Annotated in this window: 12 protein-coding genes; 7 read left to right on the top strand and 5 right to left on the bottom strand. The window is 71.6% G+C overall.

What is annotated here, in order from left to right; all coding sequences use genetic code 11:
- Positions 1–16: 16 nt before the first annotated feature.
- Positions 17–1,105 (bottom strand): Gfo/Idh/MocA family oxidoreductase, encoded by a 1,089-nt coding sequence (locus VHA73_02355; protein HVX16848.1) that lies wholly within the window; start codon positions 1,103–1,105, stop codon positions 17–19.
- Positions 1,106–1,187: 82 nt separating this feature from the next.
- Between VHA73_02355 and VHA73_02350 the strand changes: the two genes are divergently transcribed.
- The 7 genes from VHA73_02350 to VHA73_02320 all read left to right on the top strand — a co-directional run bounded on the left by VHA73_02350 (position 1,188) and on the right by VHA73_02320 (position 7,464).
- Complete coding sequence (locus VHA73_02350) at positions 1,188–1,949, top strand: acyltransferase (GenBank protein HVX16847.1); 762 nt, start codon at positions 1,188–1,190, stop codon at positions 1,947–1,949.
- Positions 1,924–3,399 carry a class II fumarate hydratase gene (locus VHA73_02345; protein HVX16846.1) on the top strand — a complete coding sequence of 492 codons (1,476 nt, stop codon included), beginning with the start codon at positions 1,924–1,926 and terminating at the stop codon, positions 3,397–3,399. Before VHA73_02350 ends, VHA73_02345 begins: the two co-directional genes overlap by 26 nt.
- A 56-nt stretch (positions 3,400–3,455) precedes the next feature.
- Entirely contained in the window at positions 3,456–3,956 is a 501-nt protein-coding gene (locus tag VHA73_02340; protein HVX16845.1) for a hypothetical protein, read from the top strand.
- Positions 3,957–4,009: 53 nt separating this feature from the next.
- The gene (locus tag VHA73_02335; protein ID HVX16844.1) at positions 4,010–4,807 is read left to right on the top strand and encodes a hypothetical protein; all 798 of its coding nucleotides are present in this window, start codon (positions 4,010–4,012) and stop codon (positions 4,805–4,807) included.
- Positions 4,808–4,897: 90 nt separating this feature from the next.
- The gene (locus VHA73_02330; GenBank protein HVX16843.1) at positions 4,898–5,584 is read left to right on the top strand and encodes a dienelactone hydrolase family protein; all 687 of its coding nucleotides are present in this window, start codon (positions 4,898–4,900) and stop codon (positions 5,582–5,584) included.
- A gap of 7 nt (positions 5,585–5,591) precedes the next feature.
- Positions 5,592–6,821 (top strand): hypothetical protein, encoded by a 1,230-nt coding sequence (locus VHA73_02325; protein ID HVX16842.1) that lies wholly within the window; start codon positions 5,592–5,594, stop codon positions 6,819–6,821.
- Positions 6,822–6,933: 112 nt separating this feature from the next.
- Positions 6,934–7,464: a PaaI family thioesterase gene (locus tag VHA73_02320; GenBank protein HVX16841.1), complete on the top strand. Its 531-nt coding sequence runs from the start codon at positions 6,934–6,936 to the stop codon at positions 7,462–7,464.
- 27 nt (positions 7,465–7,491) lie between these two features.
- Here the strand turns inward: VHA73_02320 and VHA73_02315 are convergent, their stop codons facing one another.
- The 4 genes from VHA73_02315 to VHA73_02300 all read right to left on the bottom strand — a co-directional run bounded on the left by VHA73_02315 (position 7,492) and on the right by VHA73_02300 (position 12,501).
- Positions 7,492–9,048 (bottom strand): bifunctional DedA family/phosphatase PAP2 family protein, encoded by a 1,557-nt coding sequence (locus tag VHA73_02315; GenBank protein HVX16840.1) that lies wholly within the window; start codon positions 9,046–9,048, stop codon positions 7,492–7,494.
- Positions 9,045–9,998, bottom strand: a complete 954-nt coding sequence (locus tag VHA73_02310; GenBank protein ID HVX16839.1) for a TerC family protein — start codon at positions 9,996–9,998, stop codon at positions 9,045–9,047. The genes VHA73_02315 and VHA73_02310 overlap by 4 nt, the downstream gene beginning before the upstream one ends.
- A 413-nt stretch (positions 9,999–10,411) precedes the next feature.
- Positions 10,412–11,197, bottom strand: a complete 786-nt coding sequence (locus VHA73_02305) for a hypothetical protein (protein ID HVX16838.1) — start codon at positions 11,195–11,197, stop codon at positions 10,412–10,414.
- Positions 11,194–12,501 carry a MurT ligase domain-containing protein gene (locus VHA73_02300; protein ID HVX16837.1) on the bottom strand — a complete coding sequence of 436 codons (1,308 nt, stop codon included), beginning with the start codon at positions 12,499–12,501 and terminating at the stop codon, positions 11,194–11,196. Before VHA73_02300 ends, VHA73_02305 begins: the two co-directional genes overlap by 4 nt.
- Positions 12,502–12,521 lie beyond the last annotated feature (20 nt).

The raw sequence follows: 12,521 nt of genomic DNA, 5'->3' as shown, positions 1-12,521 counted from the left end.
GCCACGCCGTGCCCGGTCAGGCCGATGGTTCGTGCGGCTCGAGCCCGCCGGCCCGGTACAGCGCGTCGATCACCGCCATGTTGCGCACGCCATCGTCGGCGGTGGTCGGGAACGGCTCGCCACGCTGCACCGCCGCCGCGAACGCGCGGAGCTGGCAGCCGTACGTGGTGACGCTTCGATCGGCGCGCTCGCGGACCGGGCCGCGCTCGGTTCGGCCGCGGAGGCGGCCGAACAGCTGCGGCGCAAGTGGGTTCCGCACGTGCAACTTTCCGGCGTCGCCGTGCACGTCGAGGCTGAGCGCCAGCACGTCGCGTCCCCACATCGAGCAGCGGACCGACCCGGCGACCGGAGCACCGTTCGACGCCTGCCACCGCAGCTCGCCGCGGGCCGCACGGTCGACCACGCCACGTGAGCGGCCGGCGCGCGTGGAGGCGATGCGGGCACCCACCACCTCGGGCTCGTCGAACCCAGCCGAGTGTGCGACGGCGCGCACCATGTTGATCGGATAGCACCCCGCGTCCATCAGCGCACCGCCGGCGAGGTCGGCTCGCCAACGGATGTCGCCGGGCTTGCCCAGCAACGGGAAGCAGAACGCCGCGTCGATGCGCTCGACCCGGCCGATGGCGCCGCCGGCCACCAGGTCGAGGAGTTGCACGTTGATCGGGTGGTAGCGCCAGTGGAACGCTTCCATCAGCAGCAGGCCGGATCGCTCGGCCGCGTCGGCCATGCGCTTCGCTTCGACCGCGTTGGCGGCGAGCGGCTTCTCGCACAGCACGTGCTTGCCGGCTTCGAGCGCGGCGATGGTCCATCGGCCGTGCAGACCGTTGGGCAACGGCACGTACACCGCGTCGATGTCGGGGTCGGCCAGCAGGTCGTCGTAGGAGCCGTGCACGTTGGGGATGCGGTGCTTGGCGGCGAACTTGTCGGCGCGGCGCCGGTCGCGTGCTGCGACCGCCACCACGTCCACCCCGGGCGTCGACCGGGCGGGCCGCACGAGCGCGGCCGGCGCGATCGCCGCGGCGCCGAGGATTCCCATTCGCAGCGCGGGCTCCGCGCCGCGTACCGAGGTGGTCGTGCCCGCGAGTGGTGTCGATTCGGTCTCCACGATGCGCAGGTTAGGGGCGCGGCGGATCGCGCACCGCCGCGGGTTTCGCGCTGTTCATGCCCGGTCGCGTACCGTTTCGGCGATGTTCGCCGCCGACGAGATGCCACCGTGGCTGCGCCGCGCGTTGGGTCAGGTGATCCGCCGTACCACCGAGTGGTCGCGCAAGGTGGCCGACATCGGTCCCGACACCGACGTGGCGAAGCGGTTTGCGGCGTTCGGCGAGGGCAGCTGCCTCGGGTGGCCCACCGGCGCGGTCTACAACGAGCGCTGGATCTCGGTCGGCCACCACACGATGATCGGCCCGTACACCACCTTGTCGGCGGGCATGGGCCCGGGCCAGGACCTCGGCGAGCGACCGGTGGTCCGGATCGGGGATCGCTGCTCGATCGGTCGGTCCTCGTACATCGTCGGTCACGCGTCGCTCGACATCGGCGACCACGTCTACACCGGGCCGAACGTCTACATCACCGACCAGAACCACATCTACGCCGACCCCAACCTGCCCATCGGGCGCCAGTGGCCCGCCAACAATCGCGTGTCCATCGGGTCCGGAAGCTGGCTCGGCTTCGGCGCGGTCGTGTTGCCCGGCTCGGTGTTGGGTCCCAACGTCGCGGTGGCGGCCTGCTCGGTGGTGCGAGGCGAGTTCCCCGGCCACTGCGTCCTGGCGGGTGCGCCCGCGCGGGTCGTGCGGCGGCTCGACGAGGACGGCAACTGGGACCCACCGCTGCGGGTGCCGGCGCCGGAGATCCCACCCGAGTGGGTCGACGCGGTGCGAGAAGCCGAGGCAGCGCTGCTCGCCCGGCCCTACCGTCCTGAGGATGGCAACGAGCCCGCACCACTCTGACCGACCGTCGTCCGGCCGCGCCGGGCGCTCAGGCGCCGCGGCCTCGCCGGGTGCCGAGGCGTACCGGGTCGAGCACGACTCGCTCGGCGAGGTCCGCGTGCCGACGGACGCCAGATGGGCGGCGCAGACCCAACGGGCCGTGGAGAACTTCCCCATCTCGGGCCTGCGGATCGAGCGTCGCCTGATCTGGGCGTTGGCGCTGATCAAGGCCGAGGCCGCCGATGTGAACGCCCGGCTGCGCGAGGTGCCCGCCGTCGACCGCCGCAAGGCCAACGCGATCCGCTCGGCCGCCGACGCGGTCGCCGCGGGGGAGTGGGACGACCAGTTCCCCGTCGACGTCTTCCAGACGGGCTCGGGCACGTCGTCGAACATGAACGCCAACGAAGTGATCGCGACGCTCGCCTCGGCCGCGCTCGGTGAGCCCGGCGCCGTGCATCCCAACGACCACGTCAACGCCAGCCAGTCGTCGAACGACGTGTTCCCCTCGGCCGTCCACCTCGCCGTCGCAGCTGCGATCCGCGACGACCTGCTCCCTGCGCTCGACCACCTCGCCGGCGCGCTGCGCGGCCGCCAACGCGCGTTCGCCAACGTCGTGAAGTCGGGCCGCACGCACCTGATGGACGCCACACCCGTGACGCTCGGCCAGGAGTTCGGCGGCTACGCGGCGCAAGTCGAGGCCGACCGCGAGCGCCTCGAAGCCGTGTTGCCACGAGTGGGGCGCCTGCCGCTCGGTGGCACGGCGGTGGGCACCGGGATCAACGCGCCCAAGCGGTTCGCCCCGACCGTGGTCGAGCTGCTGGCGATCCGCACCGGCCTGCCGCTGACCGAAGCGCCCGACCACTTTGCCGCGCAAGGAGCGCGCGACGACCTGGTCGACGCGTCGGGGGCGTTGCGGGTGCTGGCCGTGTCGTTCATGAAGATCGCCAACGACATCCGGTGGATGGCCTCGGGTCCCCGTACCGGTCTGGCCGAGATCCACTTGCCCGACCTGCAGCCGGGTTCGTCGATCATGCCCGGCAAGGTGAACCCGGTGCTGGCCGAGGCCATGACCCAGGTCGCGGTGCAAGTGATCGGCCACGACACCGCGGTCGGCGTCGCCGGGTCGCAAGGCAACTTCGAGCTCAACGTGTTCATGCCGCTGATGGCCCACGACGTGCTCGAGTCGGTGCGGTTGCTGGCGAACGTGGCGGTGCTGTTCGCGGATCGCTGCGTCGCAGGGGTCACGGCCGATGTCGAGCGCGCCCGGGCGTACGCCGAGTCGTCGCCGTCGCTCGGCACCGCGCTCAACCCGTACGTCGGTTACGAGAAGGCGGCGGAGCTCGTGAAGCAGAGCGTCGCGACGGGCAGGTCGATCCGCGAGCTCGTGCTCGAGCAGGGTCTGATGCCGGCCGGCGAGCTCGACAAGGCCCTCGACGTGCTCGGCATGACCAAAGGTGGCATTCGCCGCTGAGTGCCGCGGCGTAGGGTGCGGGCACTTCACCCCACCTCCTCAGGAGCTACAGCCCCATGATCCTCGCGGTGGCCAACCTCGGCTTCGGGTTCCGGTTCTTCGTCTTCCTCCACGTGCTGGCCGTGATCATCGCCTTCGCTCCGGCGTTCGTGTGGCCGCTGCTCGGCCGCAGCCGGCGTGAGGCGGGTGGCGCGCCCGGCGCGGCCACCGCCGCCACCACTGACGCCCCTGGGTTCATCGGCCGGGTCGTGAGCCCGGCCGTGCACGGCGGCGCGCTGGTGTGCGTCGGGATCTTCGGCGCGTTGGGTGTGGTGACTGCCAAACACGACGTCTACAAGATGAGCCAGACCTGGGTGTCGATCGCGTTCTTGTTGTGGTTCTTGATGCTCGCCGTGTTCTTCGTCGGCCTCTTGCCCGCCGAGCGCAAGCTCGCCGGCGGCGAGGTCGACGGTGGCAAGCGCGCCGCACTCGAACAGCGGCTTTCCATGCTGTACGGCGCCGTGCACCTGTTGTTGCTGCTGGTGGTCATCGACATGGTCTGGCAGCCCGGCCTCTGACCATCTCCGCGTCGCTCTGACCACATCGGCGCCCGACCCTGCAGACTGGGTCCATGCACCCGATCGAGCGCATGCGATACGTGGCCCGGGCCACGGGCGCGGAGCACGGCCTCCTGGCGCGGGAGGCGGCAGGTGCCCTGGCATCGTTCGCTTCCGAGCCCACGGGTCTGGTCACGGCGTGTCGACGCATGGTCGAGCGTCACCCGACCAACGGCGCGTTGTGGTGGCTGGCGGCGCGGGTGCTGCTGGCCGACCATCCGGGCCGTGAGGCGTTCGACGCCGCCGATGCCCTCGACGCCGACACCACGGCCGGTGCCCTCGCACGGGCGCTTCCCGACGACGCCGTGGTCGCCGTGCTCGGCTGGCCCGAGCTGGTGGCCGACGCCTTGCCGCTGCGGGGCGACGTCCGCCCGTTGGTGGTCGATGCCGGCGGTCACGGTTCCTCGTTGGTGATGCGGTTGCGTCGAGCCGATGTCGATGCCGGCGACGTCGCCATCGAAGGCCTGGGTGGGGCGGTGGCCGACGCCGACATCGTGCTGCTCGAAGGGTCGGCGGTCGGCCCGTCGTCGTTCGTGGGCGCGGCTGGATCCCTCGCGGCCGCAGCCGTCGCCCGCCAGACCGAGACCGAGGTGTGGTTGGTCGCCGGAGTCGGCCGGTGGCTGCCAGGGTCGATGTTCGACGCGCTCGCCGCGCGCCTCGACCTGCAAGGTGAGCCATGGGACCGCGACGAGGAAGTCGTCCCGCTGGCGTTGGTCGACCGCGTGGTCGGCCCCGGCGGTGCCGAGACGGTCGACGCGGCCCGTTTGCGCACCGACTGCCCGGTGGTGCCGGAACTGTTGCGCCCCGCGTGACGCCGGTCTGCGGGCACGTCCGCCTCGCCGCGCACACGGAGCCGAGCCGTCGCCTGACCCGGCTGGCCTGGCTGCAATAGGGTGCGAGCCATGGGTGAGATCGTTCAGTTCCCGAGCAACGGATCCACCGGGCGGGGGTACCTCGCCACGCCCGAAGCCGGCGCCGGGCCCGGTGTCGTCGTGATCCAGGAGTACTGGGGCCTGGTCCCGCACATCGAGGAGCTGTGCGATCGCTTCGCCGCGGAGGGCTTCACGGCGCTGGCCCCGGACCTGTACCACGGCACCACCACCACCGAGCCCGACGAGGCCGGCAAGCTGATGATGGCACTCAACCTCGACCAGGCCGGCAAGGACATGGGCGGGGCCGTCGACTACCTGCTGGGTTCCGACAAGGTCCGTGGTTCGCAGGTCGGCGTCGTCGGGTTCTGCATGGGCGGCGGGTTGGCGATGGTGCTCGGCACCCAGCGCGGCGACCAGATCGGGGCGTGCGTGGCGTTCTACGGCGTGATCGCCTGGCCGGAGGCGCAGCCCGACTGGGCGGCGATGACCGCCCCGGTGTTGGGCCACATCGCCGGTCACGACGACTACTTCTCGCCTGCCACGGCTGCGGAGCTCGAAGCGAAGTTGAAGGACCTCGGCAAGTCGGTCGAGTTCCACGTCTACCCCGACTCGGAGCACGCGTTCTTCAACGACACGCGGCCCGAGGTCTACGACGCCGAGGCCTCGGAGCTGGCGTGGGAGCGGACGCTCGACTTCCTCCGCGGCCATCTCGGTTGACGGCTGCATGACGGCACCGACACGGGGCGTCGGACGGGTCGCCGACGAGGACCCGGTCGGGCGCTACCTCGAGTTGGGCCTGCGACTCGATCGCCACCTGTCCGGCGTGGTCGACGCGTACTACGGACCGCCCGACCTCGCCTCGAGGGTGCGAGCCGAGCCGCCCCGCCCGCCCGCCGCGCTGCGGGCCGATGCCGAGCGACTGGTGGCCGACCTCGACGGCGGTGCGGGTGACCTGGCCGCGCCGCGCCGGCGTTGGCTGCGGGCCCAAGTGGTGGGCCTGGTCACCGTGGCCGCCAAGCTGGCCGGCGCGCACGTCGACTACGTCGACGAAGTCGAGCAGTGCTACGGCGTGCGCCCGAGCCACGTGGACGAGAGCGAGATCGAGGCTGCCCACCGCGAGATCGACGCGGTGCTGCCTCGCGGTGCCGGCGTGGCCGGCGACACCTTGGCCGATCGGTACCACGCGTGGCGGGAGTCCCAGCGAGTGCCCACCGACCGGTTGGAGCCGGCGATCCGGTCGCTGGCCGACGACTTCCGTGCCCGCACGGATGCCTTGTTCGTCTTGCCCGACGGCGAGCACGTCGAGTTCGTGCTCGAGACCGACAAGCCGTGGTCGGGGTTCAACTACTACCTCGGCGGGCTGCGCAGCCGGGTTGCCATCAACGTGGACTTGCCGGTGCTGTCGACGTCGCTCGGCCACTTGGTGGCGCACGAGGCGTATCCCGGGCACCACACCGAGCACTGCCGCAAGGAGGTCGGCCTGGTCCGGTCGCGCCACCAACTCGAGGAGTCGATCTTCCTGGTCGGTACCCCGCAATGCCTGCTGGCCGAGGGACTGGCGGACCTGGGGCTGGAAGTGCTGCTCGGCGACGCGCCCGAGCCGGTGTTGGCCGAGCACCTGCACGACCTCGACATCCCGTACGACGCGGAAGTCGTGGCGCGCCTGCGGGTGGCAGGGGAGCGGCTGTCGGCGGTGCGGGGCAACGTGGCCCTGCGCTTGCACGAGGACGGCGCCAGCCCCGACGAGGCGATCGACTACTACCAACGGTGGGGGCTGCTGTCGCGCGAGCGCGCCGCCAAGGCGGTCCAGTTCCTCACGGACCCCACCTGGCGCGCGTACATCTCCTGCTACGTCGAGGGCCTGCCGCTGTGTCGCCGCTTCGTGTCCGGCTCGCCCGACCGGTTCGCCCGTCTCCTGAACGAGCAACTCCTCCCCGCCGACCTCGCGGCTTGACCTTCCATCCCATCCCCTCCCCATCCCGGGCCTGGGCGGAAATCCGACTGTTCCGGTTGGATCGTCGCCCAGCCCTGAAGGGTCGACCCGGGGTCCCCGTAGGCTCGTCGACATGTCGACCAACACCGAAGTCGCCGACGGCGACCTTCCCCCGACCGGCGGCGTCTCGGCGAGGACTGGTCCCGTCGCCCCGAACGCCGAACGGTTCGCACCGCTACCGCCCGCGCGCAAAGCCCTGTGGGAGTCGATGTTGGAGCGCATGGACGGGCCGTTCTTCCCGACGACGCTCGGTTTCGTCGTCGAGGAAGTGCGCACGGACTACGCGCGGCTGCGCCTGCCGTACCGCGCCGAGTTCAACCAGCCCGCGGGTTTCGTGCACGGTGGGGCCATCGCCAGTCTGATCGACACCGCCGTGGTGCCGGCCATCTCGTCCGCGGGCGACCAGCGCCTCGACATGCTCACCCTCCACATGGGCATCAACTACCTCAGCGCCGTGGAAGCGCAGGACGTCATCGCCGAGGCCTGGGTCGAGCGCCGGGGTCGCAAGACGCAGTTCTGCCGGGTCGAGGTCCGCACCGCCGACGGGGAGTTGGCCGCGGTCGGCGAGCTCGTGTACCAGGTCCGCCCTCGCCCCCAGCCCTGACCCCTCACCCGCAGCGGGTGGGCGCGGTCAGGTGGGGGACCGGGCGGTGGAGCGCGTGACGGCCCGGCGGTGGTGCTCGGCCACCAGGGCCGCGGCGCCGCACAGGGCGTAGACGGCGACGCCCAGGCCCCAACCCGCGGCCACGTCGGACCACCAGTGTGCGCGGAGGTAGACCCGCGACAGGCCGATCGCGACGGTGATCACCGCGCCGACGATGATCGCGACGGACCGCGACTTCGTGCCGGACAGCAGCCGCCACAGCGCCACACCCACCGCGAGCCACAGCACGCCGCTGCTGGCGTGGCCCGATGGGAACGACCAGCCCTCGGTGGCCACCAGCGCGCCCGGGGGGCGGTGCCGGTGAATGCCTGCCTTGGTCCACTGCGCGAGGCCGAACGTGACCGCGCACCCCACCGCGATGGCTGCGGCCTCGGCGATTTGGCGACGTCGGGCGAGCAGCGCCACCGACACGATCACCAGTGGCACGATCACCCAACTGGTGCCGAGGGCGGTGATCGCCTTGGCGGCGTCGGTGAGCCAGCCCGCGGTGACGTCGACCGCCCACTGGGCGGCCCGCCGGTCCCCCGGGGTGAACGTGCCGTCGTGGACCGTGGTGAGGTAGCCGATGAACACGAACCCGCCGGCGGTGACCAGAGTGGCGAGCGCAGTGAGCTCGAGGCCCAGGTTGCCGGGTGTGATCCGCTCGAGCAGGAACGCGGCGGGTCGGCGGCTCCAGCGGGCGAGGGGCTCGAGCGTCCGCACCACCGGCTTCACGAGCGGGTGGGCACGGACGCGCTGCCAGGCGTGGTCGACACGGTCGCGGTTGTCGGCGTCGCGCAGCCATTTCAGGGCGGTCACGATCCCGACCGCCACCACGATCACGACGGCAAGGATCAAGCTGCCCGTCTTGGCCCACGCGAGCACTTTGTCGAGCGACTGCCAGAACACGAACCCCAGCACTGCGAACGCCGCGCCCCACGCACCGGCACCGATCACGTCATACGCGAGGAACTGCCGCACCGGCATGCCCGACGATCCCGCGAGGAACGGTGCGATGGCCCGCACCAGGCCGACGAACCGTCCGATGAGGATGGACTGGCCGCCGCGCCGCACGAAGAACCCTTCGACCTGCTCGACCCGGGCTTCGGTGATGTGGAAGCGGGCGCCGTGGCGAACGAGGAAGTCGCGGCCGTGCCGGTGGCCGAGCCAGAACGAGGTGAGGTCGCCGGCGACGGCGCATGTCCAGACGATGGCGATGAGGCCGGCGAGGTTGATCTCGCCCTGCCCGGCGACCACACCGCCGATGAGGATCACGGTCTCGCCCGGCGCGAGCAACCCGATGAACGCGCCGGTCTCGGCGAACGCCATCACGCCCACCAGCAGGTACGTCCACGGTCCGAGGGTGGTGCCCACGTGCTCGAGCGTCTTGTCGAGGTCGGGGAAGTGCACGGCGCCAGTGCCGTACACGACCATCGCGATCGCGACGACGAGCCCGCCGACCAGGAGGGTGGGCTCCAGCTTGCGGCGCCGCCACCACAGCCCGCCGAGCACGGCGGCGGCCCCGATGAACCAGGCCGGCTTCACAAGTGTGCGACCTCCTGGTCACCAGTTGCGCCGGCGGGCGCCGCTGCGGTCGACCGCAGCGACGCCACGACCGCCACCGTCAAGATCGCGGCGATCACCAGCAGCGATGCCCAGATCGGCACGTGGTACACGTCGGCCAGCAACATCTTCGCTCCCACGAACACCAAGATCGCCGCCAGCCCCGTCTTCAGGTACACGAAGCGGTCCATCACGCCGGCGAGCAGGAAGTACAACGCGCGCAGTCCACAGATGGCGAACGCGTTCGACGTGAACACCAGGAACGGCTCGTCGGTGACGGCGAAGATCGCCGGGATCGAGTCGGCTGCGAACACGACGTCGGTGGTCTCCACGGCGAGCAGCACGGCGAACAGCGGCGTGGCGACCCACTTGCCCGCCTGCTTCACGAAGAACTTGGCGTCGTGGTGGCGGTCCGTCATCGGGATCACGCGCCGCGTGACGCGCAGCACGGGGTTGCGCTCGGGATGCACCTCGTCGTCGCCGTGGCGCACCATCTTGAGGCCCGAGACCACCAGCAGTGCACCGAACACGTAGATCGCCCAGTGGGCGGCGTCGAGGAACGCCGCGCCGGCGAAGATGAACGCAGCCCGCAGCACCAGCGCGCCGACCACGCCCCAGAACAGCACCCGGTGGTGGTATTTGGGCGGCACCGCGAAGTACGCGAGGAGCAGCGCGATCACGAAGATGTTGTCGACGCTGAGGCTCTTTTCGATGAGGTAGCCGGCCACGTACTCGCCGGCGCGGTTGCCGCCCCACACCCACCACACCACGGCGGTGAACGAGAGCCCGAGCGTCACCCACGCGGCGCTGGTGAGAGCGGCTTCGCGCACCGACACCTCGTGCGCGTCGCGGTGCAACACGAACAGGTCGACGGCGAGGAACGCGCAGATGGCCGCGACGACGGCGATCCAGGCGTAGACGGGTACGTCCATGGCGAGAGTCTCCTTCAACTGGTGCGTTCAACTGGTGCGCAGTTGAAGGTCTCTCCCGCACCGGGCTGGTGCCGGCCCCGCCGGATGCCGATGGCGGCATCGTGATGACGACGGACCCGCGGAGGGATACTCCCCTTCGGGCGACCAGGCTACCAGACCCACCCTGCGGTGAGCGCGGACGGCGCATGGTCGCCGCACGTGCTCACCGCACGGTTGGGCCGTGGATCCGGGCCGTGGATCCGGGCCGTGGATCCGGGGCGGGGTGGCTCTCCCAGACGGTGCCGCTGTGAGCACTTGGCCACCTGGGGGGTGGTCTTCTGCTCACAGCTCGGGTGGGGTGAGGTCGGGTCGGGTGGGGTGAGGTCCACTCGGGTGGGGTGAGGTCGGGTCGGGTCGGGTCGGGTCGGGCCAGGTCAGGTCGCGCGGGTGGCGGCGAGGCGTTGCTCGCGGAGGCGGTCGACCAGGTCGTCGACGGGCAACGGGCCGAGCTCGGTGTGCAGCACCCAGCTCAACAGCTGGTCGGCCAACCCCGGGTTGCGGGCGAGGACGGGCCCGTGCAGGTACGTGCCCACGCACCGGCCTGACCACGCTCCCTCGGCGTTGTCGCCCACGCCGTTGCCGTGCCCGATGCGCACGCGCGCCAAGGGTGTCGCTCCCGGTCCGAGCTCGGTGGTGCCGGCGTGGTTCTCGTAGCCGCTGAGCACCGGGAGCCCGAGCCCGGGGTCGACGTCGGCGACGACCTCACCGACCAGCCGGGGTCCCGGCAGGCGTCCGGTCACGCAGTCGAACAGCCCGAGGCCCGCGGTGACCGTGCCGTCGGGCCCGAGGAACTCGTGGCCCATGATCTGGAAGCCGGCGCACACGGCGAGTACGGCGGCTCCACGGTCGACCGCCCGCTGCACCGAACCCGACTCGTCGAGCTGGCGCGCCGCGGTGGTCTGGGGGCCGTCTTCGCCGCCGCCGATCGTGTACACGTCGCCGTCGTCGGGGATGGGATCGCCCGAGCGGACGTCGACGATCTCGGCGTCGATCTCCCGCCACGCGCAGCGTTGCGCGAGCACCAGCGCGTTGCCGTCGTCGCCGTACGTGCCGAGCAGGTCGGGGAAGAGCCGCACGATGCGAACGGTGTCGCGGCCGCGTCGCGCGGGGCGCGAGGTGCGCCGCTCGGTGGCGGTCCCACGGGCATCCACGAACGTCATGACCGGACATCCGGGTGGGCAGCGAGGATGTCGCTGAACACGGTGTAGTTGCCGACCAGGTCGACGTCGCGGCGCTCGAGGGTGGCGGCGGCCGCCAGCGGGGTGCCCTCGAAGACCGTGTGCTCCACGCCGGCGTACGCCAGGCGGACGGCCAAGTCGTACGCCCGCTCTCCCGTGGCGACGACCTGACGGCCGGCCAGCTTCTCGAACGGCACGTCCCACAGCCAGGAGGGGTCGTGCCCGTCGGCGACCCGGGCGTTGATCGCGACGATCACCGGCACCGGCGCGGGCTGGATGATGTCGAGCGACTCCTGCCAGCCCGCCGGGTTCTTCGCCATCAGCAGCCGGACAGAACGGCCGTGGATCTCCAAGGTGCGGTACCGGCCGGCCACCGCCGCAGTGTCGGCCATGGCCGCCAGCGCCGCCGCGTACGCGACGCCTGCCACGTGCGCCGCGGTGGCCGCCATCGTCGCGTTGGCCAGGTTGAAGCGACCCGGCAACGCCAGGCGGATCGGGTGGCGCTCACCCGACTCGAGGTCGACCAGGTCGCTTCCGTCGAGCACGACGGCGGGCTCTGGTCGCGCCAAGCTGCACCCGTCGCACCGCCAGGCGGGCCGGTCGGTCTCGTCGCGGTGGATGCGGCCGCCGCATGCGGGGCACACGCCGGCGTCGTTGACCCACCGCTGACCCACCGACACCCAACGGACGTGGCCGGCGCGCTCCGCCGCCCACACCACCAAGGGGTCATCCGCGTTGGCCACCACGACCGTGTCGCCGGACTCGAACAACGTGGTGCGCCACCGGCCCGCGATGATGCGCACTTCGCCGTAACGGTCGAGCTGGTCGCGGCTCAGGTTCAACAGGCACACGACATTGGGGGCGAGGTCGTCGTAGATCCGGGCGAGTGTGGCTTCGTCGACCTCGAGGACCGCCAAGTCGGGACGCAGGTCGTTCGCCAGCGCCACCGCCACGCCGGTCTTCAAGTTCGACCCTTCCCGGTTCGTGACGATCGGCCCGGCCGTCGCCATCGCGGCGGCCAGCAGGTGGGTGGTCGTGGTCTTGCCGTTCGTGCCGGACACGACGACGACCCATCGGTCGCGGGCCAGGTGGCGCAGCGGGTGGCGGCTGAGCTGCGTGGCGACGTGACCGCCGATCACCGAGCCGGAACCACCCCGCAAGCGTGCCAGCCGGTTGGTGCTCCGCGCCGCGGCAGCGAGGACGTGGGCCCACATCCCGCGACGGCCCGTGGGCGGGCCGGCAGGCGCGGCGGCAGCTGTGGGAAGGGAGTCGGAGCGGGCGGACATCTCGAGGTTCCGTGCACGCC

The organism is Acidimicrobiales bacterium, assembly GCA_035547835.1.
GTDB lineage: Bacteria > Actinomycetota > Acidimicrobiia > Acidimicrobiales > Iamiaceae > DASZTW01.
The sequence above is the reverse complement of the archived record's forward strand: the minus strand, read 5'-3'. Positions and strand labels throughout refer to the sequence as shown.

Excerpts from the sequence above, each read along its gene's own strand:
- VHA73_02350 (HVX16847.1), top strand. The coding sequence starts at position 1,188 with ATGTTCGCCGCCGACGAGATGCCACCGTGGCTGCGCCGCGCGTTGGGT.
- VHA73_02345 (HVX16846.1), top strand. The coding sequence starts at position 1,924 with ATGGCAACGAGCCCGCACCACTCTGACCGACCGTCGTCCGGCCGCGCC.
- VHA73_02340 (HVX16845.1), top strand. The coding sequence starts at position 3,456 with ATGATCCTCGCGGTGGCCAACCTCGGCTTCGGGTTCCGGTTCTTCGTC.
- VHA73_02335 (HVX16844.1), top strand. The coding sequence starts at position 4,010 with ATGCACCCGATCGAGCGCATGCGATACGTGGCCCGGGCCACGGGCGCG.
- VHA73_02330 (HVX16843.1), top strand. The coding sequence starts at position 4,898 with ATGGGTGAGATCGTTCAGTTCCCGAGCAACGGATCCACCGGGCGGGGG.
- VHA73_02325 (HVX16842.1), top strand. The coding sequence starts at position 5,592 with ATGACGGCACCGACACGGGGCGTCGGACGGGTCGCCGACGAGGACCCG.
- VHA73_02320 (HVX16841.1), top strand. The coding sequence starts at position 6,934 with ATGTCGACCAACACCGAAGTCGCCGACGGCGACCTTCCCCCGACCGGC.
- VHA73_02310 (HVX16839.1), bottom strand. The coding sequence starts at position 9,998 with ATGGACGTACCCGTCTACGCCTGGATCGCCGTCGTCGCGGCCATCTGC.
- VHA73_02305 (HVX16838.1), bottom strand. The coding sequence starts at position 11,197 with ATGACGTTCGTGGATGCCCGTGGGACCGCCACCGAGCGGCGCACCTCG.
- VHA73_02300 (HVX16837.1), bottom strand. The coding sequence starts at position 12,501 with ATGTCCGCCCGCTCCGACTCCCTTCCCACAGCTGCCGCCGCGCCTGCC.